At 42.1% G+C, this 22953-nt stretch carries 18 protein-coding genes and 1 tRNA gene; 15 read left to right on the top strand and 4 right to left on the bottom strand.

Annotated features, from left to right (window positions below):
- Positions 1 to 491: 491 nt before the first annotated feature.
- From FTU39_RS04360 to holA, 4 genes are all read left to right on the top strand, one after another.
- Positions 492 to 863 carry a DUF4124 domain-containing protein gene (locus FTU39_RS04360; RefSeq protein ID WP_373686606.1) on the top strand — a complete coding sequence of 124 codons (372 nt, stop codon included), beginning with the start codon at positions 492 to 494 and terminating at the stop codon, positions 861 to 863.
- Between the two features lie 130 nt (positions 864 to 993).
- On the top strand, positions 994 to 3615 hold the full coding sequence (gene leuS, locus FTU39_RS04365) for a leucine--tRNA ligase (protein WP_180051774.1): 2622 nt from the start codon (positions 994 to 996) through the stop codon (positions 3613 to 3615).
- Between the two features lie 196 nt (positions 3616 to 3811).
- Positions 3812 to 4342 carry an LPS assembly lipoprotein LptE gene (gene lptE, locus FTU39_RS04370; RefSeq protein ID WP_180043942.1) on the top strand — a complete coding sequence of 177 codons (531 nt, stop codon included), beginning with the start codon at positions 3812 to 3814 and terminating at the stop codon, positions 4340 to 4342.
- Positions 4343 to 4363: 21 nt separating this feature from the next.
- A complete protein-coding gene (gene holA / locus FTU39_RS04375; RefSeq protein WP_180051775.1) occupies positions 4364 to 5362 on the top strand; it encodes a DNA polymerase III subunit delta in 999 nt (332 codons plus the stop codon).
- Between the two features lie 50 nt (positions 5363 to 5412).
- Here the strand turns inward: holA and FTU39_RS04380 are convergent, their stop codons facing one another.
- Positions 5413 to 5862, bottom strand: a complete 450-nt coding sequence (locus FTU39_RS04380) for a bacteriohemerythrin (protein WP_004974971.1) — start codon at positions 5860 to 5862, stop codon at positions 5413 to 5415.
- Between the two features lie 413 nt (positions 5863 to 6275).
- Between FTU39_RS04380 and FTU39_RS04385 the strand changes: the two genes are divergently transcribed.
- Genes FTU39_RS04385 through FTU39_RS04395 form a run of 3 tightly spaced genes read left to right on the top strand, consistent with a single transcriptional unit; the run spans position 6276 to position 11044 of the window.
- A complete protein-coding gene (locus FTU39_RS04385; RefSeq protein ID WP_179988690.1) occupies positions 6276 to 7610 on the top strand; it encodes an efflux RND transporter periplasmic adaptor subunit in 1335 nt (444 codons plus the stop codon).
- Position 7611: 1 nt separating this feature from the next.
- Positions 7612 to 9585 (top strand): MacB family efflux pump subunit, encoded by a 1974-nt coding sequence (locus FTU39_RS04390; RefSeq protein ID WP_180051776.1) that lies wholly within the window; start codon positions 7612 to 7614, stop codon positions 9583 to 9585.
- A 22-nt stretch (positions 9586 to 9607) separates the two neighbouring features.
- Complete coding sequence (locus FTU39_RS04395; RefSeq protein ID WP_180051777.1) at positions 9608 to 11044, top strand: efflux transporter outer membrane subunit; 1437 nt, start codon at positions 9608 to 9610, stop codon at positions 11042 to 11044.
- Between the two features lie 96 nt (positions 11045 to 11140).
- Here the strand turns inward: FTU39_RS04395 and FTU39_RS04400 are convergent, their stop codons facing one another.
- Complete coding sequence (locus FTU39_RS04400) at positions 11141 to 12409, bottom strand: sensor histidine kinase KdpD (RefSeq protein WP_180051778.1); 1269 nt, start codon at positions 12407 to 12409, stop codon at positions 11141 to 11143.
- 816 nt (positions 12410 to 13225) lie between these two features.
- Between FTU39_RS04400 and FTU39_RS04405 the strand changes: the two genes are divergently transcribed.
- Both FTU39_RS04405 and FTU39_RS04410 read left to right on the top strand, forming a co-directional pair.
- On the top strand, positions 13226 to 15460 hold the full coding sequence (locus tag FTU39_RS04405; RefSeq protein ID WP_178867555.1) for an NADP-dependent isocitrate dehydrogenase: 2235 nt from the start codon (positions 13226 to 13228) through the stop codon (positions 15458 to 15460).
- 191 nt (positions 15461 to 15651) lie between these two features.
- Positions 15652 to 15954, top strand: coding sequence for an HNH endonuclease (locus FTU39_RS04410; RefSeq protein WP_167846288.1), 303 nt, complete (start codon positions 15652 to 15654; stop codon positions 15952 to 15954).
- 270 nt (positions 15955 to 16224) lie between these two features.
- On the opposite strand, the gene FTU39_RS04415 is transcribed toward FTU39_RS04410, so the two are convergent.
- Positions 16225 to 16311 (bottom strand) — tRNA-Leu (locus FTU39_RS04415).
- 177 nt (positions 16312 to 16488) lie between these two features.
- Between FTU39_RS04415 and queA the strand changes: the two genes are divergently transcribed.
- Genes queA through FTU39_RS04430 form a run of 3 tightly spaced genes read left to right on the top strand, consistent with a single transcriptional unit; the run spans position 16489 to position 19169 of the window.
- On the top strand, positions 16489 to 17526 hold the full coding sequence (gene queA, locus FTU39_RS04420) for a tRNA preQ1(34) S-adenosylmethionine ribosyltransferase-isomerase QueA (protein WP_131262001.1): 1038 nt from the start codon (positions 16489 to 16491) through the stop codon (positions 17524 to 17526).
- Between the two features lie 25 nt (positions 17527 to 17551).
- A complete protein-coding gene (locus FTU39_RS04425; protein WP_004974951.1) occupies positions 17552 to 18580 on the top strand; it encodes a hypothetical protein in 1029 nt (342 codons plus the stop codon).
- Positions 18581 to 18602: 22 nt separating this feature from the next.
- Positions 18603 to 19169 (top strand): LemA family protein, encoded by a 567-nt coding sequence (locus FTU39_RS04430; protein ID WP_154320335.1) that lies wholly within the window; start codon positions 18603 to 18605, stop codon positions 19167 to 19169.
- Between the two features lie 80 nt (positions 19170 to 19249).
- Here the strand turns inward: FTU39_RS04430 and FTU39_RS04435 are convergent, their stop codons facing one another.
- Positions 19250 to 20200, bottom strand: coding sequence for a sensor domain-containing diguanylate cyclase (locus tag FTU39_RS04435; protein ID WP_180051779.1), 951 nt, complete (start codon positions 20198 to 20200; stop codon positions 19250 to 19252).
- Between the two features lie 622 nt (positions 20201 to 20822).
- Here FTU39_RS04435 and FTU39_RS13940 point away from each other — a divergent pair.
- The 3 genes from FTU39_RS13940 (at position 20823) to yajC (ending at position 22913) form a co-directional block, all read left to right on the top strand.
- The gene (locus FTU39_RS13940) at positions 20823 to 21200 is read left to right on the top strand and encodes a hypothetical protein (RefSeq protein ID WP_306669350.1); all 378 of its coding nucleotides are present in this window, start codon (positions 20823 to 20825) and stop codon (positions 21198 to 21200) included.
- A 149-nt stretch (positions 21201 to 21349) separates the two neighbouring features.
- Positions 21350 to 22480: a tRNA guanosine(34) transglycosylase Tgt gene (gene tgt / locus FTU39_RS04445; protein WP_004974942.1), complete on the top strand. Its 1131-nt coding sequence runs from the start codon at positions 21350 to 21352 to the stop codon at positions 22478 to 22480.
- A 103-nt stretch (positions 22481 to 22583) separates the two neighbouring features.
- On the top strand, positions 22584 to 22913 hold the full coding sequence (gene yajC, locus FTU39_RS04450) for a preprotein translocase subunit YajC (protein WP_004974939.1): 330 nt from the start codon (positions 22584 to 22586) through the stop codon (positions 22911 to 22913).
- Positions 22914 to 22953 lie beyond the last annotated feature (40 nt).

The raw sequence follows: 22953 nt of genomic DNA on the forward strand, positions 1-22953 counted from the left end.
TCGAAGGGTGATCGATCTAAGGCACATAAAACTAAAGTGTGCATTTTTGTAGTTTACCCGACTAAAGTCAAGTTTAAAAATCGGCTTTTTCTGCTTTATTTATAAACTGGGTGTTTTTTGCGCTTTGTGTCATCCATCACAATTTAATCCAAAGTCTAATATTTCCATATAAAACAAATAATTTCAGAGATTTGCTGAATTTTTTATAATTTTTTCATATCACATACATAAAAATAAAGAATGAATTAAAAAATATATAAATCGCTTGGTTATGATTCACCAACGCATTTCAGCTTATTTTAACTTGCAAATAGACAAGTCAATGCTCCAATTTTAAATAGGCGATATTGCAGATAAAAATCATCGAAAAATTGTCAACAAACCCTAGCTTCATGGGGAATTATTGCTAAAATTTAGCCAACATGATTTTTTGTAATTGGTTTTCTGCCATTTACCCTTTTTGCTCAGGACTTCCAAACATGAAAACGCCAATGATCCGCTTGAGTTGTCTTTCTGCAAGCTTGATTTTAATTTTTGCCACTAGCTCAGTTTCTGCAAAACAATATTACAAGTGGGTCGATGCAAATGGTTCAACCCATTACACCACGACACCGCCGCCAAAAACTGCCAAGAAAAAAGGCAAAGTCGACACCTATGGCTGGAGAAATTCAGCACCAACCGTTGCCACTCCTGCAAATCCTGCTGACAACCCTGCACCTACTGCTACAAATACAACAAACCAACATGCGACACCTACCACAAATCATCCTGCAGGAAATCCAGCTATGGATCAGCAACAACGTGAAGCCAATGCAGCTTTAAATCAGGCACAACAAGAACGTGCCAACCCACAAGTTTTTTAAGTTTTAAGCCATAAAGTACGACTCGCTTAAATTTTCCTGCACAATCCAACGCGCAAAATTCAATTTAGCTGCATTTTGCGCTATGCTGTGTGACACACTTTTTTTAACCGTTTATTCCTGATTTAACCTTATGACTACTCACATTGACCCTGAATATCAAGCCAGTGCGATTGAACCCCAAGTCCAAAGCGACTGGGAATCTCGTAAAGCCTTTAAAGTTGCCGACACAGTCGAAGGTCCACATCGTTATATCCTCTCGATGTTCCCTTACCCAAGCGGCAAACTGCACATGGGTCACGTGCGTAACTACACCATTGGTGATGTAATTAGCCGTTTTCACCGTTTAAAAGGTGAAACAGTCTTACAACCTATGGGTTGGGATGCTTTTGGTTTACCTGCTGAAAACGCAGCGATTGCGCATCAGGTTGCCCCAGCTAAATGGACTTTTGAAAATATCGCCTACATGCGCGACCAATTGAAAAAACTAGGTTTGGCAATAGATTGGGATCGTGAATTTGCCACTTGTACTCCAGAGTATTACCACTGGGAACAATGGTTATTCGTGCAACTGTATAAAAAAGGGTTAATTTATCGCAAACTCTCGACAGTCAACTGGGATCCTGTCGATCAAACAGTTTTGGCCAATGAACAGGTCGAAAATGGTCGTGGTTGGCGTTCAGGTGCATTGGTAGAAAAACGCGATATTCCAATGTACTACTTCCGCATTACCGATTATGCCCAAGAATTATTAGACGATTTAGAAACTTTAAAAGATGGTTGGCCACAGCAAGTCTTGACCATGCAGCGCAACTGGATTGGGCGTTCGCAAGGGATGGAAATCACATTCCCATCGGCAAATCCTGAAATTTATGCAGATGGTCTGACTGTATTTACAACGCGTGCTGACACGTTAATGGGTGCAACTTATGTGGCTGTTGCTGCAGAACATCCTATGGCGTTAAAAGCAGCAGAAAACAATGCACAATTAAAAGCCTTTATTGAAGAATGCCGCATGGGTTCTGTGGCAGAAGCTGACCTTGCCACTGCCGAGAAAAAAGGCATGGCGACTGGCTTATTTGTGAAGCATCCAGTAACAGGTAAAGAATTGCCAGTGTGGATTGCCAACTATGTGTTGATGTCTTACGGTTCTGGTGCGGTGATGGCTGTACCTTCGCACGATGAGCGTGATTTTGAGTTTGCCAATAAATTCCAATTGCCAATTATTCAGGTGATTGATGCCAAAGGTGCAGACGATGCGGACTTTGACACAACCCAATGGCAAGAATGGTACGGTTCTAAAGAAGGTAAACTGGTCAATTCAGGCGAATTTGATGGTTTAGATTTCCAAGCGGCTTTTGATGCACTTTTAGCGAAATTAGAGCCACAAGGTTTAGCCAACGTAAAAGTACAATTCCGTTTACGTGACTGGGGTGTTTCACGCCAACGTTACTGGGGTTGCCCAATTCCAATGATCAACTGTGAAAAATGTGGACAAGTTCCAGTTCCAGAAGATCAGCTTCCTGTCATTTTACCTACCGATGTTGTGCCAGATGGCTCAGGCAACCCGTTAAATAAAATGCCTGAATTCTATCAAACTACTTGCCCATGCTGTGGTGGCGAAGCACGTCGTGAAACCGATACCTTTGATACTTTTGTAGAATCATCTTGGTATTACGCACGCTATGCATCTCCAGACTTTACTGGCGGTATGGTCAAACCAGAAGCTGCGCAAACTTGGTTACCAGTTAATCAATATATTGGTGGTGTAGAACACGCCATCTTGCACTTATTGTACGCGCGTTTCTTCCACAAACTTATGCGTGATGAAGGCGTGGTACAAGGCAATGAGCCATTTACCAACTTGCTGACTCAAGGCATGGTCTTGGCTGACACCTTCTACCGCGAAGCAGAAAGCGGCAAGAAAACTTGGTTTAACCCTGCCGATATCGAGCTTGAAAAAGACGAAAAAGGTCGCGTTCTTTCGGCTAAATACATAGGCGATGGTCAAGCGGTGATTGTTGGTGGTCAGGAAAAAATGTCGAAATCGAAAAATAACGGTATCGACCCACAAGCCATTATTGACCAATACGGCGCAGATACTGCACGTGTATTTATGATGTTCGCTGCACCACCAGATCAGTCTTTAGAATGGTCAGATGCAGGCGTTGAAGGTGCGAACCGCTTCTTAAAACGTGTTTGGCGTTTGGCGGCAGGTTTCCTTGAAAAAGGCAGCAATGCAACTGCAATTGACAGCAGCAAACTTGCTACAGCAGCACAAGACTTACGTCGCAAAACCCATGAAACCATTCAAAAAGTGGGCGATGATATTGAGCGTCGTCATGCGTTCAACACTGCAATTGCAGCATTGATGGAACTCTTGAATGCTTGCAACAAGTTTGAAGCACAGAATGAACAAGACCTTGCGGTTGAACGCGAAGCAATTGTGACTTTATTGACCTTGCTTGCGCCATTTGCACCACACTTGAGCCAAACCTTGTTGGCAGAGTTCGGAATTGAATTAACCTCCACCCTATTCCCTGTGGTCGATGAGTCTGCATTAACCCGCAATACTCAAACGATTGTGGTGCAGGTAAATGGTAAATTACGTGGCAAGCTTGATGTAGCAGTAGATGCATCTAAAGAAGACATTCTTGCACTTGCCAAAGCCTTACCTGAAGTACAACCATTCTTGACTGGGCCAACCAAGAAAGAAATTGTGGTACCGAATAAGTTAGTGAATTTGGTGGTTTAAGTGCTTTTAAACCTCCCTTTTTTAAAGGGAGGTTTGGAGGGATTTTATAAAACAATCCCCCTAAACCCTCCTACAAAAAAGGAATTAAAACAATTTCCAAACAAAGCCCGTTGTCAGTCAATGGGCTTTGCACCTACAATCAAGATCTTCTCAACTTCCGCTTTTAAACTTTCAAGAATATTACAGAGGACAGCACATGCACTTTAGCCAACGTCTAGCAGTCATTGTTTTAACTTGTGGACTCAGTGCTAGCTTAGTCGGCTGCGGTTTTCATCTTAAAGGCACCAATCCAAGCATTGCACCTGTGGCTTATTCAAAAATGAGTCTGGCTTTACCGAGCAATGCTGAAGAATTAGAAGAAAAACTTTCCATTCACATGGGTACAGCGGGCGTACAACTCAGCAATGACCCTAATGCCTATGTACTGCGTGTACTTGACTATACGCCACGTCGCTTGGAATTGAATGGCAAACTGGTAGAAACCTTATTGCGTTTGAGTGTGACTTTCCGTATTGAAGATGCGCAAGGCAACCCGATCACCGAACCTCGTACCGTCATGGCAACGCGCAGTTATCAATACGATGTCGCAACTGTGAATACCGATGATCAGGAACAAAAATTCTTAAAAGAAGTCATTATTGATGATGTAGCACAGCAAATTGTGCGTCAAATTTCATCTAATCGTTTACCTTTGGTCAACCCACCTGTGTATTCAAACCCTAAATAAGTTTTCGAGTGCGAATTTTTTATGAAACTTGACTATCTACAAGCCCTCAAACGTGTGGATGAAGCACGTGGCGTATGGATTTTGCATGGTCAAGAACCCTTACTCGAACAAAACTTGCTGGATGCTTTTCGTGCCAGTTGGCAAAAACAGGATATTGAACGTCAGCGTTATGATTTAAATAGCGTTAGCGATTGGAAAAATGTATTCAATGCCTTAAACAGTCTGTCACTGTTTTCGAGTCAATTGGCGGTTGAAGTACACGGCAATATCAAGCCTGATGCCAGCACACTAAAACAACTGAAAAGTTATATTCAACACAATGAACAAAACTTGCTGTTGGTGGTAATGCCGAAACAAGACAACAATAGTCTGAAATCCAGTTTTTTTCAGTTGATTGATGCCAATGGGGTCAATGTTGCGCTTACGGCGAATTATCCTAAAGATCGGCAGCAGATTTTAGGTTTGGAAGCAGAAAAGCTTGGCATTCAATTAGGACATGATGCGTGGCAATGGTTGGAACAACATCATGAACACAACCTTTTGGCTGCCAAAAATAGCTTAATGCGGGTCAGTGACACCTTTCCTGAAATTCAGCAGATTCAGATTGAACATTTACATGCCTGTTTACAAGATCAATCTCGTTATAGCACTTATGATTTAAATGATGCTTTACTGACGGGAAATCTAGCGCAAGCTATGAAAATTTTTCAATACCTCATGGCTTCGGGTGAAGCCATGAGTTTAATTTTGTGGAGCATCAGCAAAGAAATGCGCTTACTGATGCAATTATTTGAACAACCACAAAATGCTTTGCAACTGGGTATTTGGAAAAACAAAGTCAGTGTGTATCAGCAAGCTTTGCGACGTTTAAATCCAAATAGTTTCTTGCAATGGCCTGCTCTGTTATTGCGTATTGATGCCGCCATTAAAGGGATGTCCAAGGAAAACCCTGAACATCTGGTGCTACAAGCCATTACAGAACTCTGTGGTAAAACACTGTTCGCTTCTCACTCGGCTTAATTTAGCAGACTTCATTAAATAAATTTTAAAGTCAGCCACTTATCGCAAGATTAGCTAAAGAAACGTGCAAACCAACTTTTACCTTTTTTCTGTTCCTGCGAACGCAAATAATGCAGCATATTGTCGCGTACCGCATCGACATAATCCTGATCATCATGCTGAATATGGTTAATCAACCATTTAGACAACAAACGATACAAATCATGTTCTACCGATTCGCCATTGGCAAAACGCTGACGGCAATCATTCAAACGCTTCACAAAGAGTTCGTGAATACCACGATGTGATGGTAAGTATTGATAATTGACCTGTGACAACAAGTTTTCTTCAAAGCTAAAATGCGATTGCGTATAGTCAATCAAGTCATCCAAGACTTCTTTGATTTGCTCCCGCGCACCTGTCGCCCGAATTTTTTCCAGCGCATTAATATAGTCCAGAATTTGTCGATGTTGATTGTCAATCACATCAATTCCGATATTAAATTTCTCACTCCACTCCATGATTTACCCCTCAGATTTTTTGCTTAAAGTCATGTTTTATTGCATCGTCCCGATGCCGTATTATCCTAATGATTAAATCCATAATTATTTTATGGAATTTAATACTAGCTGCTTTTAATTCTTAAATCCATATAGAAAATAAGGTTTTTTAAGCAACTTAGACCATAGTTGTATTTTTCAGCATTTATCATAAAAATTCATAAAATTATCATAGAGATGAAACAAACTACCCCACCTCGTTAACAGATGCTATTTTCACTTTTTTTATGGATGTAATACCGTACTCAGACTGTATTAAATCTAGCTCAAACCACTAATAAATAATTCTCATTTGCAGTTTCTTCAAAAAATTCACGATTTATCCTTATTTCACTTCTATAATCCTTTTAATTTCTTTTTCTGTTTTTTGACTCATGCCAAAAATAAAATCGACCAAACTTATTGCGGGAATTATCATTGCGCTGATGCTGGCATTTGCCGCTTGGTATTTTTTAAAACCCAAAGAACAACAACCGCAATACATTACTGCCGAAGTGAGCCGTGGAGATATTGAAAGTGCGGTGTTGGCAACAGGCGTACTTGAAGCCACCAAAATGGTCAGTGTTGGTGCGCAAGTTTCAGGTCAAGTCAAAAAAATGTATGTTCAGTTAGGCGATCAAGTCAAACAAGGACAGTTGATTGCCCAAATTGACTCCGTACGACAGGAAAATGAGTTTAAAACAGCGCAGGCCAGTATTAAAAACCAACAGGCACAATTGGCGGTTCGACAAGCCAATCTCGCCAAAGTCGCAGCAGAATATCAGCGTCAACAAGCCATGTATGCGCAAGATGCGACCTCACGTGCCGAACTTGAAACTGCCTTAGCCAACTATAAAACTGCACAAGCAGAAATTGCTGCCATTAATGCTCAAATTGAACAGTCACGCCTAACTTTAGACACGTCTAAAGAAAATTTAGGTTATACCCGTATTCTTGCCCCAATGGATGGCACTGTCGTTGCAATTGTGACCGAAGAAGGTCAAACCGTGAACGCCAATCAAAGTGCGCCCACGATTGTTAAATTAGCCAAACTTGACACCATGACTGTAAAAGCAGAAATTTCTGAAGCGGATGTAATGAAGGTCGAAGAGGGACAAACGGTCTATTTCACCACCTTGGGCAACAGTGAGAAAAAACATTATGCTACTTTACGTCAGGTAGAACCTGCACCCAAATCCATCAATACCGAAAGCAATAACAACACCTCATCATCTTCAAGTTCTGCCGTGTACTACAACGCTTTATTTGACGTACCAAATGAAGACGGCAAGCTACGCATCAATATGACCGCACAAGTGTCCATTGTTTTGGCAGAAGCGCGCAATGTGCTGACCATTCCTGCTGCTGCGGTGCAAGGTGCAAACCGTTCACGCAGTCGTGGCAACAGCAATAATTCTGACAGCAACGCACGTGCTGAGCGCGACAATACCGATGCCAGTTCTGCCAAACGCCCTGCCCGTTTGGAATTGACTGCCAATGAAAAAGCCTTGATTGATCAAGGTAAAGCCTCTTTAGGCATGGTACGTGTACTGCAAGCCGATGGCTCAGCTCGACCTCAATCGGTATTGCTTGGCTTAAATAACCGTGCAACAGTACAAGTCATTCGTGGCTTAAAACTGGGCGATCAAGTCATTATTGCCGATGGCTCCGATACCTCAAACGATGCGGCGAAGCGTGGTGGTCGTGTTGGCCCATCAGTGAGAATGTAAGATGAGTCAGTCACAACCTCTGTTAGAGGTCACCAATCTGACCCGTGAATTCCCTGCGGGTGAATCTACAGTGCAGATTCTCAAAGGCATTGACCTGAAGATCTACCCAGGTGAATTGGTTGCCATTGTAGGTCAGTCGGGTTCGGGGAAATCCACTCTCATGAATATTTTGGGCTGTCTGGATCAACCCACCACTGGCAGCTATAAAGTCAAAGGACGTGAAACCCGACAACTCGAAGCCGATGAACTGGCACAGCTACGTCGTGAATATTTTGGTTTTATTTTCCAGCGCTATCACTTATTGGGTGATTTAAGCGCTGCGGGCAACGTCGAAGTGCCTGCAATTTATGCAGGTGCCGATGTTGAAGAACGACAAACTCGCGCAACTGCGCTGCTCAGTGATTTAGGTCTAGCCGATAAAACCCAAAACCGCCCAAGTCAGCTTTCAGGTGGGCAACAACAACGTGTATCCATTGCACGTGCCTTGATGAATGGTGGCGATGTGATTCTTGCCGATGAACCCACAGGTGCACTCGACAAGAATAGCGGTATTGAAGTGATGCGGATTTTGCGTGAGCTGAATGCCAAAGGTCACACCATCATCTTGGTCACACATGACCATAATGTCGCTAAAAATGCCACACGGATTATTGAAATCAGTGATGGGCTTATTATTTCTGATCAGCCCAACACACCTGCCGATCAGGATGATATTACTCAACAAACCTTGCAACATCCGCCACAAAAAAGAACTTCAGCTTGGCGCTCTGTATTTGATCGTTTAGGTGAAGCCTTCCGCATGGCGCTACTGGCGATGAATGCACATCGCATGCGCACCTTTTTAACCATGCTCGGGATTATTATCGGGATCGCTTCGGTTGTATCTGTTGTGGCACTGGGCAATGGTTCACAGAAACAAATTTTAGAAAACATCAGCAGTTTAGGCACCAATACCATCACCGTGTTTCAAGGGCGTGGTTTTGGTGATACCTCGCGCTCATCTCAGCTTAAAACCCTAATTCCTGCCGATGCCGATGCTTTGGCAGAACAACCTTATGTGGATGGGGTCAGCCCATCAGTCAATAGCAACGTCACAGTACGTTTTAAAGACACCGAGGCTTCTGCCACAGTCAATGGTGTGAGCGAAGACTTTTTCTATGTGCGCGGCATGAACTTCCAGTCGGGTCAGCCTTTTGACAAACACAGCGTGCTGGAACAAGCGCAAGATGTGGTGATTGATCACAACACCAAAAATACATTTTTTAGTGATGGCAGCAACCCTGTCGGGCAAGTAATTTTATTGGGCAGCGTACCCAGCCGTATTATTGGCGTGGTCGAAGAACAAAAAAGCATGATGGGCAATGCCGACAGCTTAAATATGTATTTGCCCTACTCTACGGTAATGAGCCGCATGCTTGGCCAAAGCCATGTGCGCAGCATTATTGTACGAGTCAAAGATGAATATCCAAGTGCTGCAGCAGAAAATGCCATCCTAAGTCTGTTGGTACAGCGTCATGGTGCGCAGGATGTATTTACTCAAAATGCCGACAGTATCCGTGAAACCATCCAACAAACTACCGCCACCATGACCTTACTGGTTTCTGCTATTGCAGTGATTTCACTGGTGGTCGGTGGAATTGGCGTAATGAACATCATGTTGGTCTCTGTCACAGAACGCACCCAAGAAATTGGGGTACGCATGGCAGTCGGCGCACGACAAAGCGATATTTTGCAGCAATTTTTAATTGAAGCCATTTTAGTGTGTATTTTAGGCGGTGTACTTGGCGTCTTGCTCGCACTCGGAATTGGGCAATTGATTAATCATGTGGCAGGTGGAACCTTTCAAATGGCGTACTCCACCACCTCGATTGTAGCCGCTTTTGTCTGTTCAAGCCTGATTGGAATTGTGTTCGGTTTTATTCCTGCACGTAATGCTGCCCAACTGAACCCTGTCGATGCGCTATCTAGAGAATAAGGAATTAGAGTAAGGAATGATGATGCGATTTAACCAGAAGTCACGACAATTCAGCCAACTCGTCACTGCGCTTTTTCTTGGCAGCAGCTTAGTGGGTTGTGCAGCCGTAGTCAAAACACCTTATCAGGCACCTGCTGTAAATATTCCTCAACAGTTTGAGCAGCAGCAAAAAAGCCAGCAAGTCCTTGCACAACTAAATACAGACCGTTGGTGGACACTCTTTCACGATGCTGCTTTAAATCAATTGGTTGAACAAGTCTTGGCGCGTAACAGTGACCTCGCGGTTGCAGGACTGAATTTACAACAAGCCAGATTACAAGCAAAACAAAGCCAAAGTCAGCAAGGTGTCCGGATTGGCAATGCAGGTATTTCTACAGGGCATCAATTTAGTTTAGAGGGCAATGGTGATACAGCGCGTGGGATTTCGCTGAATTATCCCGGACTGAGCTATGAATTGGACTTATTCGGTAAACTTGCCAATCAGACTGAAGCTGCACGTTGGGAAGCCTTAGCCACCGAACAAGACTTACAAGCCACAGCACAAAGCCTGATTGCAACCACTGCCAATTTATATTGGCAATTGGGTTATTTAAATGAACGCTATGTTGTCGCACAACAAAACCTTGCCAGTACGCAAAAAACGTATCAATTGGTCAGTGCGCAATATCGCGCGGGTGCAGTTTCAGGATTGGATTTAAACCAAGCCGAACAAGCCCTGCAAAGTCAAAAATCAACCTTGAGCCAAATTGCACAGCAAAAAGTTGAAACACGCACCGCCTTGGCAGTTTTACTGCATCAACCTGTGCAAATGTTGAATATCAATGAACCACAGAGTTTAGCCGCTGTTCGTTTACCGAATATTACTGCTGGCTTACCTGCAGAACTGCTGTCACGTCGTCCCGACTTACGTGCAGCCGAATTACGTTTACGTAAAGCCTTGGCCAATAAAGATGCCAATCGAGCCAGTTATTACCCATCCATCAGTCTTACAGGCACACTCAGTACAGGTGTCGGTACAGGCGCGCATACCTCTTTAAGCGATGCCCTAAAAAACCCAATTGCCACTTTAGGTGCAGGTTTAACCCTACCATTTTTGCAATGGAATGATATGCAGCGCGATCTAAAAGTGAATGCTTTGGAATATGAAAAAGCCATTGTGCAATATCGACAAACTTTATATAAAGCCTTTGCCGATGTCGAAAATGCACTGTCAGCACGAACCGCGCTGAATCAAGAAGTCGCGCTGCAAAGCCGCAATTTAGCACTGGCAGAGAAAACTGAACGCTTAACTGAGGTGCGTTATCGGCATGGTGCGATTGCCTTAAAAAACCTGCTAGATGCACAAGAAACCACCCGCAATGCACGTTTAAGTTTATTGCAGACCAAGCAAAACCAATACAACGCCTATGTGACTTTATTGCAAGCGTTGGGTGGTAGTCCGATTCAAAACATTCAATAATGCAAGAGTTGATCTAAATTGATCACGATAAAAAAAGCCTGTGGATGATTTTAAACATCCACAGGCTTTTGCTTGCTTTGTATATAAACTTTGAAATTAAGTTTTCTCAGATAATAACGCTTCTTTACTTAATACTTGATGGCTACTGGTCGCAATTGGCAAACTGACTTTAAAAGTCGTTCCCACACCTTCTTTCGATTCCACCACAATTTGCCCGTGGTTCAAATCGACAAAACGCTTACACAACACCAAACCTAAACCAATACCCTTTTCACCTGCAGTGCCTTTAAAACTAACAGTAAGTTTAGGCTCGAACAGCGTTTCGAGTTGTTGTGCAGTCATGCCCAAACCCGTATCTTGAATATAAATATCCACACTGGTTTCTGTTTGCTCTGCACGTAAAATGACTTTGCCTGTGCCATCGGTAAAGGTAAATTTCAGCGCATTCGACACCAAATTTTGAATCACCGAGGTAATCATATTGATGTCGGCATAAACTTTAATGCCTTCTTCAACTTGATCAATCAGTTCAATATTTTTCTTGATTGCCAAACTTTTCAACACATCGCAAACAATTTTGGTCGATTGCTTTAACTCAAAATTAATTGGGTGATACACAAAGCGTCCACCCTCTGCCATCGCCCAATTCAATAAACTTTCTAGCAAGTTATAGGTCGATTGTGCTGTGTCGAATAAATAGTCGGCAATATTTTGAATACTAGAATCATCCAAAGTTTCGCGCTCTTGCGCTAAAACTTCCGAAAACCCCAATAAGCCATGAAATGGCGCGCGCAAATCATGCGCAATAATTTGGAAAAATTTAGTTTTACTAAAATTCAATGCAGACTGCTGTTCATACAGTTCTTTTAAGCTTGCATAATCAACTTTTAATACAATATAACGCACCAAACCTGCAGCAAACTCCGCGACTGTCGGCAAAGCACCTAAACTAAACGCTTCTTCACGATGATCAAATAACAACAACTGCCCAATCGACTCGCCATCGGTTTTGAGTAAATCCAGTGCGATTAGGCGCGCGGCTTCTATCCCCAAACTTGCGATGTGCTGCACAAAATTTGCATATTGAGGATGTTGAGGTTCAATCAGTTGCTGACCTTGAAAGAAAGCGTCTAACCGTGCGTTTGGGTTGGCACGAAAGGCTTTAAAAACTTGATTGGTGGAATACCAGATGTACGGCTCATTTTTAAAAGTCAAAATGGCATGATCTACTTGCAGCATTTGACGGGCAAACTTCAAAAAACCATCAATTTGGTTACTTGGCGTATGTACACCCAATAATAACGAGAGTGTGCAAGCACTGAGTTGCTCCGTTTCAGGACCAATTTCCAACAACTGTATTTTCATTTTTGCCTCGTTAATTAAAGTGTGCCGCGCCTATGAATTATTTTGTCTACAAAACTCATCCACTGAATTCAGAGTTAACCTACAAACTTTAACACAAAACACAAGCTTTCAAACTAATTTAAAAAACTGCGTAACAACTCGGCATTTCTTCTTTACTACTTGATTTTTTCATCTATGGATTAACAAGGGTTTAGCTCACGCTTGATTATGATTTTTGATGGATCAAACGGTGCTACAAACCCGCTAAAAAATACGCTTATTTTTGTAAAATTTGGACCATAAAAATAGATCTAAACTTTTAAAATATAAATCAGGCTTTTTATCTGTAGATTTCCCTCCGTTTTTGAAGAAAATCTCAACTTCTATACAAGAGTTTACATTGCATCACACTGTAAAAAATAGAAGCAACATATTGATAAACATATAAAATAAATAGAATAAATATATCCACCTATCATTTTCATCGGTTATTTATCAAACATTCGACTTAAGTCGAACCCTCAACTGGTTAATTTATAATAAAATATACATATATTTTTGATGTCATATCTTCATCATACGATTTGATTAGTATTTCAACACTAAATACTCAAGGCGATTTTTAGGTTTAAATAGGCTCGTTTTTACATTAAACCGTGTCTTGATTCGCACAAATGCGACACATCATTTCGTAGCGAAATGGCGTCATCACTGTAATTACGTTGACTGAAATGCATAGAGAGTCGATACTCTCAAGGTTAAATTAGGCAAATCGGTTCGCAGGGGCTGAGTCATCATCTCGCTCCTAAAAAACTCAATCAAAGCAAGGGGCTATATATGGCTGGTGGAAAGTCAAAAATCATTTACACACTGACCGATGAGGCGCCATTGTTGGCGACCTACTCTCTACTGCCGATCATTGAGACCTTTACTAAGCCTGCTGGCATCGAGATTGTCAAGAGTGATATCTCTGTAGCAGCACGCGTACTCTCTGAATTCTCGGAATACCTAAGCGAAGAACAGAAGGTAGCCGACAACCTCGCAGAGCTTGGACGTCTCACGCAAGATCCAGATACCAATATCATCAAACTTCCAAACATCAGTGCTTCAGTTGCTCAGTTAGTTGCATGTATCAAGGAATTACAAGCAAAAGGCTATGCAATTCCTGACTATCCTGAAAATGAAAATACTGCAGAAGATAAAGCTTTACGCGCTCGTTTTGGCAAATGCTTAGGCTCAGCAGTAAACCCTGTATTACGTGAAGGTAACTCTGACCGTCGTGCACCTGCTGCAGTGAAAAACTATGCGAAAAAACACCCGCACTCTATGGGTGAATGGAAGCAATGGTCACAAACTCACGTTTCACACATGGATGAAGGCGACTTCTACCATGGCGAAAAATCGATGACGCTTGACCGCGCACGTAACGTAAAAATGGAACTCATCACTCAATCTGGTGAAACCATTGTACTGAAAGAAAAAGTAGCGTTACTTGACGGCGAAATCATCGATTCTATGTTCATGAGCAAGAAAGCGCTTTGCGACTTCTATGAAAAAGAATTGGATGATTGTAAAGAAGCAGGCATTTTGTTCTCTTTACACGTAAAAGCGACCATGATGAAAGTTTCACACCCGATTGTATTCGGTCACTGTGTGAAAATTTACTATAAAGAAGCGTTTGAAAAACACGGTAAATTGTTTGAAGAACTTGGCATTAACGTCAACAACGGTATGGCAGGTCTTTATGAAAAGATCGAAACCTTACCAACTTCTTTACGTGAAGAAATCATCGAAGATTTACACGCATGCCAAGAACACCGCCCTGCACTTGCAATGGTGGATTCTGCAAAAGGCATCACCAACTTCCACTCTCCAAACGACGTAATTGTAGATGCTTCTATGCCTGCAATGATTCGTGGTGGCGGTAAAATGTGGGGTGCTGACGGTAAACCTTACGACTGTAAAGCAGTAATGCCTGAATCTACTTTCGCGCGTATTTACCAAGAAATGATCAATTTCTGTAAGTGGAATGGTAACTTCGACCCACGTACGATGGGTACTGTGCCAAACGTAGGTTTGATGGCGCAAAAAGCTGAAGAATACGGCTCACACGACAAGACTTTTGAAGTTCCTGCTGCAGGTGTTGCAAACATCACTGATATTGACACTGGTGAAGTGTTGATGACTCAAAACGTAGAAGAAGGCGACATCTGGCGTATGTGTCAGGTGAAAGATGCACCTATTCGCGACTGGGTTAAACTTGCAGTAACACGTGCACGTAACTCTGGTATGCCAGCAATTTTCTGGTTAGACCCGTACCGTCCACACGAAAACGAAGTGATCAAGAAAGTTCAAAAATACTTAAAAGATCACGACACGACTGGTTTAGATATTCAAATCATGTCACAAGTTCGTGCGATGCGTTATACACTTGAGCGTGTTGCGCGTGGTTTAGACACCATTTCTGTAACAGGTAACATCTTACGTGACTACCTCACTGACTTGTTCCCAATTATGGAGCTTGGTACTTCTGCGAAAATGTTATCTATCGTTCCGTTAATGGCGGGTGGTGGTATGTACGAAACTGGTGCGGGTGGTTCTGCGCCTAAACACGTACAACAACTTGTTGAAGAAAACCACTTACGTTGGGATTCATTAGGTGAGTTCCTTGCGCTTGCTGCTTCTTTAGAAGAAATGGGTATTAAAGAAGATAATACTCGTGCGAAATTACTTGCATCAACTCTTGATCAAGCGACCAGCAAATTACTTGATAACGACAAGTCTCCATCACGTCGTACTGGCGAACTGGACAACCGTGGCAGCCACTTCTACTTGGCAAAATTCTGGGCAGAAGCACTTGCTGCTCAAGATGAAGATGCTGAGTTGAAAGCGAAGTTTGCACCACTTGCACAAGCTTTAGCTGCAAACGAAGACAAAATTGTTGCTGAACTTGCGGAAGTACAAGGTAAATCGGTTGATATCGGTGGTTACTACGCAGTAGATCAAGCTAAAGTGAATGCAGTAATGCGTCCAAGCGCAACATTCAATGCTGCTCTTGATGCAGCTCAATAAGATGATGCAAAACTAACCTAAGTTAGTGATGTAAAAAACCAGCGCTTCGGCGCTGGTTTTTTTACACCCTCATTTATATAGTGTTATGACAACTATTTCATTTTATGCTTAGATCTAAATTTTATGAATGTGAGTTATCAAAGGTTAGGATTTTTCATTCAACTAGAGCCATAAAATAAGGAAAACCTAAAATGGCAAATTCGTGGGGAATACCAAAGCACATAGAAGATGCGGTCTCGGAGCGAGACCTGTGCTGTGTATATTGCGGCAAAAAGTTTGGCACTGAAAGAGCTAATAAGAAGTCTTGGGAACACATTATCAACGATATAAGAATTACAACCTTATCCAATATTGCATTGTGCTGTATTGGCTGCAATGCATCTAAAGGCAATAAAGACTTAGCAACTTGGCTCCATTCTGAGAATGCTCGAAAAAGAGGCGTCACCACTGAGACAATTGCAGATGTCATCAAAGTAGCTTTAGATAGTGAATAAAGCTTTTAAGTACTACAAGCCCTATAAGACACCCGATCAATCACATTTGATTATTGTATTGATCTAATAATTTAAGCTTAGCATCTGATTCCACCATGAGTACCAATGAAAAATCAGGTACTCATTTGGGTACTCATTTTCCAAAGTGACCACCTGAATTGTGGCTAATGGAATCATTAAGACTGGAGCTAAAAAATGGCACAACCCATTAATATACAGACAATAAAAAAGCCCCCAAGTCTTAATATGCTTGAGGGCTTTTCCTTTATATGGTCCCGAGGGTCGGACTCGAACCGACACGTCATCTCTGACAGCGGATTTTGAGTCCGCCGCGTCTACCAATTTCACCACCTCGGGTAGGTGTTGATGGGTATAATAAACTTTTTTGACAGCTTGTCAACGCAAGTTTTTTGCAATTGTTTAAAATTAAATCAGCTGTCATTTTTTTGATTTATAATCGACCAATTTCATCCATAAAACCTAAAAAAGCATATACTAGGCGCAGTTTTCCCAGTGTTCTAACTTGTTTTTATCATGCAGCTTTCTGACTTTAATTTTAATCTCCCCGATGAACTCATTGCTCGTTACCCACTAGCAAGTCGTAGCGCCTCTCGTCTGCTGCATCTTGATGCTCAAGGTCAGTATCATGACCATCAATTTACCGACCTACTGAATTTACTCGAAGCGGGCGATTTACTGGTACTTAACGATACCAAAGTCATGAAAGCGCGTCTTAAAGGTAAACGTGCCACAGGCGGTGCAGTGGAAGTCTTGGTAGAACGTCTGCAAGATCAATTTATTGCCCATTGCCATATTAAAGCCAGCAACTCACCAAAAGCAGGTGCAGAACTGTTTATTGGGCCTGATGCTGTAAAAGTGACCGTACAAGGTCGCCATGAAAACTTATTTATTGTCGAGTTTTCGCAGCCTATTTTAGACGTATTGGATGCCTACGGTCAGTTGCCGATTCCACCCTACTTTAACCGCGAAGCAGAAGCGATTGATACCGAGCGTTATCAAACCGTATTTAACGACCCAACAAAACTCGCTAGTGTTGCCGCACCCACTGCCAGCTTGCACTTTGATGAAGCCTTACTGCAACAGCTAGCAGATAAAGGCATTCAAAAAACCTTTGTGACCTTGCACGTGGGCGCAGGTACATTCCTGCCTGTACGTACCGATGATATTGCCAATCACATCATGCACAGTGAATGGTGTGAAGTTTCTGAAGCTGCCGTAGCGCTGATTCGTGAAACCAAAGCACGAGGCAACAAAGTTATTTCAGTGGGCACAACTGCCACCCGTGCCGTGGAAAGTGCAGCTCAAGCCCATTCAGGCGAACTTGCGGCTTGGTCGGGTGATACGCAAATTTTTATTTACCCAGGTTATCAGTTTAAAGTGGTGGATCGTCTAATCACCAATTTCCACTTGCCTGAATCCACCTTATTAATGTTGGTATCTGCGCTTTCAAGCCGTGAAAATGTCATGCAGGCGTATCAACATGCTGTGGCGGAACGCTATCGTTTCTTTAGCTATGGCGATGCCATGCTGATTGATCAAGCTCAGACTTAATTTTCAAACTGTAAAAGAAACCGCCATGCCGCTCGATACCGTGCAACACTCCATTCATATTCGACGCAAGAAGAATCAACGGGTATTTCGTAATATCGCGCGGTTATGGGATATTGGAAAAAAAGCACAAAGCCATCAAGATATTTTAGATGGCTTACACCCTTGGCAAGATGACATCACCCTCAAGTTTGAAAATGTTTTGCCTGTCCTGCTTGGCATTATAGGTGTGTTGTTCTGTTTATTGCTCTTGATTCAACCGAGTAATATTTGGCTGCAATTCTGCTTGCTGATTGGGTTAGGCTGTATCTTCTGGGCATTTATTACCTATGAACAAGACGACCCCATTGAAGAAGTCATCACTTTTTTAGAACAAGAAAGCATTGCACAGCGCTATCAACTGGCATGGCAGCAACCACCGCAACATCTTGCCCGAACCCTACAACCCGTTTATTTGATTGCTCATTTAAAAAGTCTGTTTCCCTTGTTTAATTTGGGGAATCTGTCCAATGAAATTCGCCGTTACGCCAGTACTGTTTGGCAAGATCAACAAGGCAAGCAACATCAGGTTTTGGTCTTTGAATATCGCTATGTCAGTGAAACCCGCATTAAAGATCAAAATGGCAATGACTATAAAGTGCGTGAAGTGGTGCGGCATTTATCGGGCGTATTTGTCTTTGATGTGCAGCTACAAGGTTTAGCCGTTACCTCAAATAATAAAACTTTTGGTGCTCCTTATCATGTGCCGTGGCATACCAGTGACATTCGCCTGAATCAAAAACTCAACTTTTTTGGTAGTGATGCAATTCAACTGGCGCGCACCCTCAGCCCTGCAATGGTGTTAAAACTGGATGATTTTTTTCAGCATCAGCAAGGTGATTTGTTATTTCACCCTGAGCGGAACACGCTCTGTTTTTTAGGCAATCGCAACCTGTTTGAAATTTCCAGTAAAGCAAAAAATATTCAAGATATTTCCGCATTGCGTGGACACTTACGCACTTTTAAATTACCTTATTTAGAACAATTACAGACAGATTTGGTTGATTTTCTGGACTAAGAAAATCATCTTGGGGCAAAACATGGGTATCGCAATTTTTCTTTTGGTTGTCATCGTCTTGGTGATGCTGGGCATCATGATTCGTAACAACATCGTACGCCACCACAACGCCACCATCCGCGCTTGGGCAGATGTGACCAGTTTTGAACGACAGAAGTTAAAAACGCTTGAAGAACTTGCGCCAGTGGTCGAACAATATGCAGGTATGGAAAAAGGCACTTTAGAAAAAGTGACTGAACTGCGCCAAAATATTATGAACCTAAACATCAACAATGCCGATGTCAGCCAATTACAACGTGTTGAAGCCTTGAGCAAAGAATTGATGCGCAGCTTAAATGTGGTGGTCGAAAATTATCCTGAACTCAAAGCCGACCAATTGTATTTAAAAATGATGCATGAAATTGATGAGCAGAACGAAAATGTCGGTGCTGCGATTACTATTTATAACCGCAATGTCGAGTTGTTTAATAACTATATTCAGGTCTTTCCCAACAACATGATCAACACTGCAACCACAGCGAAAAAGCCTGTGCGTGCCTTTCGGGACAACGGTGCAGCACAAAGTTTTGATTATCGTCCAAACTTTTAAGCCATTTAATTCTAAGCCGCTCCTTTGAAATTATTTATAAAAACAGCAAGCACGAAGCTTGCTGTTTTTTCAGATTTCGACTAAACACAAGACTGTGTCAGATACTGCACCTGATTACGTCCTTTGTTTTTTGCCAAATACAACAATTCATCGGCTGAATGCAGAAAATCGACCACATTGTGATACTGCTGATTTTGGTGATAGCTATTTACACCAATACTCACAGTAACTTGGGTCGTCTCCCCTGTCTTGGTATGTGGAATTTCCAGCGCATATACTGCCTGTCTAAAGTTTTCAGCAAGTTGTACAGCATCTGCCAATGGTGTTTCAGGCAACAGCACCACAAACTCTTCGCCACCAAAGCGAGCCACAAAGTCAGATGCACGAGCAAAGTGTTGTTTAAGCAACTGCGCCACACTAATCAAACAATGATCACCCTGTAAATGTCCATAATTGTCGTTATAAGGCTTGAAATGGTCGATGTCGATAAACAAGAGAGACAATGCATGTTGATGACGCACAGCACGTTTAAATTCGTTTTCTATACGCTCACTGAGCGCCTTTCGATTGGCAACCAAGGTCAGCGGGTCTTGTAAGCTCAAAGCCAGATTTTTGCGACTCAACGCTTCGAATTCCAACTCCATTTGTTTACGCGCAGAAATATCAAACATAAACCCAATAATCGCCACAGTTTCGTTATTTTCACGAATCACATGCACCACATCACGAATCCAGACATAATCTCCTGTAGCGGTTAAGGCACGATAATCCGCTTCGTGGTCTGTGCCTTGATCGGACAGACTCACACACATATTCACGGTCTTGTCCCGATCTTCAGGATGCATCCGATCAATCCAATCTTGTGCAGTTTTCCAGCTGTCTTGCGTCCAACCCAGTAAAGACTCAATTTGTGGGCCAATATAGCTAAAAGCTTTGGTTTTCCAGTTAATCTGCCACGGAATTGCATTCGTGGTTTCCAAAAGTGTTTTATAGAATTGGTCTTCTTTTAGTGCACTATTTAATTCACTCATAGCCCACCTCTATGAATTGATTTTAATTACAATTTAACAACTTAAGTGAGCTTTGACTACAATTTGTTTTGTCTTATTGACATTTTTCTCAGCTTTGACACAATCATGAGGTTGAGCAAAATATAAACAACAATTGCTCAAAACATAAATCCCAAAATAAAAAGTAAGCCGATAAAATGTTAGAACATATTCAGAACCTGAAAAACCCCTCATTCAAGAGTTTTTCCAACTCTATGAGCAATATGAACAAGACCAAATTTATGCCTGTGTACTGGTCTTTAATGAATATCTTGGGGTCGATTATTTAGCTGTTTCAAGCCAACGCAGCCTGTTTAATGAACAGGAAGATGAAGCACAATATTTATCTGAAGTAAATAAATGGAATATAGAAAAATGGCGTTATCGCACTCAAGCCAACAATTCTAGCGGTCTGCATCAATTTAAAAATATTTTTGCAGATTATTTTAAACAGCGACATATCTATGGCAATCCTCTGCTGAATTCCAATGACACGCTGCAATACAACCATCTTGAACTTTTACTGGATATATTTCAGCAGGCTAAACAATCTTTATCGGGCGCTTATGGCTTAGATTTAAGCCAAATTCTGTTTTTTATTCATGTGCCCAAACAGGTCGATGTAGAAATCCACTCAGCGCAATTTCTAAACACTCCAAGTGCTTTGCTCGATGAATTCCTGCACAACAAAGCGCCTCAAACCACGATGGAACAATCCACCGCACAACCCAAGCTCAAACTACAACAAGTGGATAAAGACTTGCTGATTGATCTGGCACAACTTTTAGAAGTGGAACCGTATGATTATTTGAGCATTGCACATGAAGCCTATTTGCTCACATTAGAACCGAGTTTTATTGACAGTAATTTATATATTCAGCGTTTAATTCAGCACGTTGCTGCAATGGACAATCATGAACAAGGTGAAATTGCCTTACATAAAGAAATTACCCAACGTATTCAGCAATTTTACGCCATGTAAGCACAATGGATTTGAACAAAATATTTACTCGCAATTTTTACCAAGGAAAACGTATCTCAACTGGCAATTCCGTGCAGAATCTAGGAAAATATTGCACTTTTAGCATGAACAATCAGCGAACTGTTTTTTCGCCTTGATTTGGAACATATATGAAGTTTGAGAAATTAGGTCAGTCGGGGCGCGCCCGTCGTGGTCGTTTAACACTTGCTCATGGTGTGGTAGAAACCCCTGTGTTTATGCCTGTGGGGACGTATGGCACAGTCAAAGGCATGCTGCCACGCGATATTGAAGAAATTCAGGCACAGGTTATTTTAGGCAATACCTTTCATTTATATTTGCGTCCAGGGCTAGAAGTGATTCAGCAACACGGCGGTCTACATGAATTCATCAAATGGGATAAGCCTATTTTGACTGACTCTGGTGGCTTTCAGGTGTTTAGCTTAGGCGCAATGCGTAAAATTAAAGAAGAAGGTGTGACCTTCCGTTCGCCTATTGATGGCTCAAAGGTTTTTCTTTCGCCTGAAATCTCGATGGAAATTCAAAAAACTTTGAACTCTGACATCGTGATGATTTTTGACGAATGTACGCCTTATCCTGCAACGCATGAAGAAGCACAAAAATCTTTGCAATTGTCTTTACGCTGGGCAAAACGCTGTAAAACACATCACCATGATGAACTACAAAACAGCAACGCGCTGTTCGGGATTATTCAAGGCGGTATGTACGAAGATTTACGTGTTGAATCTTTAAACGGCTTACTTGAAATTGGTTTTGATGGTTATGCCATTGGCGGTCTTTCGGTGGGTGAACCGAAAGAAGAAATGATCAAAGTACTGGATTATTTGCCAGCTAAAATGCCAGAAGATAAACCACGTTATTTGATGGGCGTCGGCAAGCCAGAAGATATTGTGGAAGCAATTCGTCGTGGCGTCGATATGTTCGACTGCGTGATGCCAACCCGTAATGCGCGCAATGGTCATTACTTTGTAACCGATGGCTTGGTGCGTATTCGTAACAGTAAGTATCGTCATGACCAAAGCCCGCTCGATCCGCATTGTGATTGCTATACTTGCAAGAACTTTACCCGCGCTTATTTGTTTCATTTAGAAAAATGTGGCGAAATGTTGGGGTCAATGTTGGGCACTATTCATAACTTACGTTATTACCAACGCTTTACCCAAGATATTCGCAATGCCTTAGATAACGGCACTTTCGATGAATTTGTACAGGACTTTTATGCCCGTCGTGGCCTAGAAGTACCGCCTTGTCCTGAAGATTAGTCTTTTCAGTATTTGCGCTGAGTAAAAAGACAAGGTAAATTGCAGAACAAACCCAATTTATTATCAGATCACTGATCGCCAGTTTTTAGTTTAGGAAAATGAAATGAGCCTTTTTATTTCGACCGCTCACGCAGCAGGTGAAGCTGCACAACAACCAAGCCTTGTGGCTAACCTTTTAATGATTGCAGTCTTCATTGCAATTTTCTACTTCCTGATTTGGCGTCCACAATCAAAGCGTGCCAAAGAGCATCGTACACTGATTGAAAGCTTGGGCGTAGGCAGTGAAGTGGTATTCGCAGGTGGTCTTATGGGTAAAATCACGAAAATTGAAGGTGATTTTGCAGTGGTAGAGCTGAACCGTGGTGTAGAAGTAAAAGTACAACGCGCGAGTGTCATTTCAGTTCTTCCTGAAGGCACATTAAACAACCTCTAATCAAAAAGAGTCGTGCTCACGCACGACTTTTTCATTTTAA

The organism is Acinetobacter sp. YH12099 (genome assembly GCF_013419195.1).
In the GTDB taxonomy this organism is placed as follows: Bacteria; Pseudomonadota; Gammaproteobacteria; order Pseudomonadales; family Moraxellaceae; genus Acinetobacter; species Acinetobacter towneri.

Excerpts from the sequence above, each read along its gene's own strand:
- tgt (WP_004974942.1), top strand. The coding sequence starts at position 21,350 with ATGAAGTTTGAGAAATTAGGTCAGTCGGGGCGCGCCCGTCGTGGTCGT.
- FTU39_RS04400 (WP_180051778.1), bottom strand. The coding sequence starts at position 12,409 with ATGAAAATACAGTTGTTGGAAATTGGTCCTGAAACGGAGCAACTCAGT.
- FTU39_RS04385 (WP_179988690.1), top strand. The coding sequence starts at position 6,276 with ATGCCAAAAATAAAATCGACCAAACTTATTGCGGGAATTATCATTGCG.
- yajC (WP_004974939.1), top strand. The coding sequence starts at position 22,584 with ATGAGCCTTTTTATTTCGACCGCTCACGCAGCAGGTGAAGCTGCACAA.
- FTU39_RS04395 (WP_180051777.1), top strand. The coding sequence starts at position 9,608 with ATGCGATTTAACCAGAAGTCACGACAATTCAGCCAACTCGTCACTGCG.
- FTU39_RS04430 (WP_154320335.1), top strand. The coding sequence starts at position 18,603 with ATGGGTATCGCAATTTTTCTTTTGGTTGTCATCGTCTTGGTGATGCTG.
- FTU39_RS04360 (WP_373686606.1), top strand. The coding sequence starts at position 492 with ATGATCCGCTTGAGTTGTCTTTCTGCAAGCTTGATTTTAATTTTTGCC.
- lptE (WP_180043942.1), top strand. The coding sequence starts at position 3,812 with ATGCACTTTAGCCAACGTCTAGCAGTCATTGTTTTAACTTGTGGACTC.
- FTU39_RS04405 (WP_178867555.1), top strand. The coding sequence starts at position 13,226 with ATGGCTGGTGGAAAGTCAAAAATCATTTACACACTGACCGATGAGGCG.
- FTU39_RS04380 (WP_004974971.1), bottom strand. The coding sequence starts at position 5,862 with ATGGAGTGGAGTGAGAAATTTAATATCGGAATTGATGTGATTGACAAT.
- FTU39_RS04425 (WP_004974951.1), top strand. The coding sequence starts at position 17,552 with ATGCCGCTCGATACCGTGCAACACTCCATTCATATTCGACGCAAGAAG.
- FTU39_RS04390 (WP_180051776.1), top strand. The coding sequence starts at position 7,612 with ATGAGTCAGTCACAACCTCTGTTAGAGGTCACCAATCTGACCCGTGAA.
- leuS (WP_180051774.1), top strand. The coding sequence starts at position 994 with ATGACTACTCACATTGACCCTGAATATCAAGCCAGTGCGATTGAACCC.
- FTU39_RS04410 (WP_167846288.1), top strand. The coding sequence starts at position 15,652 with ATGGCAAATTCGTGGGGAATACCAAAGCACATAGAAGATGCGGTCTCG.
- FTU39_RS04435 (WP_180051779.1), bottom strand. The coding sequence starts at position 20,200 with ATGAGTGAATTAAATAGTGCACTAAAAGAAGACCAATTCTATAAAACA.
- holA (WP_180051775.1), top strand. The coding sequence starts at position 4,364 with ATGAAACTTGACTATCTACAAGCCCTCAAACGTGTGGATGAAGCACGT.
- queA (WP_131262001.1), top strand. The coding sequence starts at position 16,489 with ATGCAGCTTTCTGACTTTAATTTTAATCTCCCCGATGAACTCATTGCT.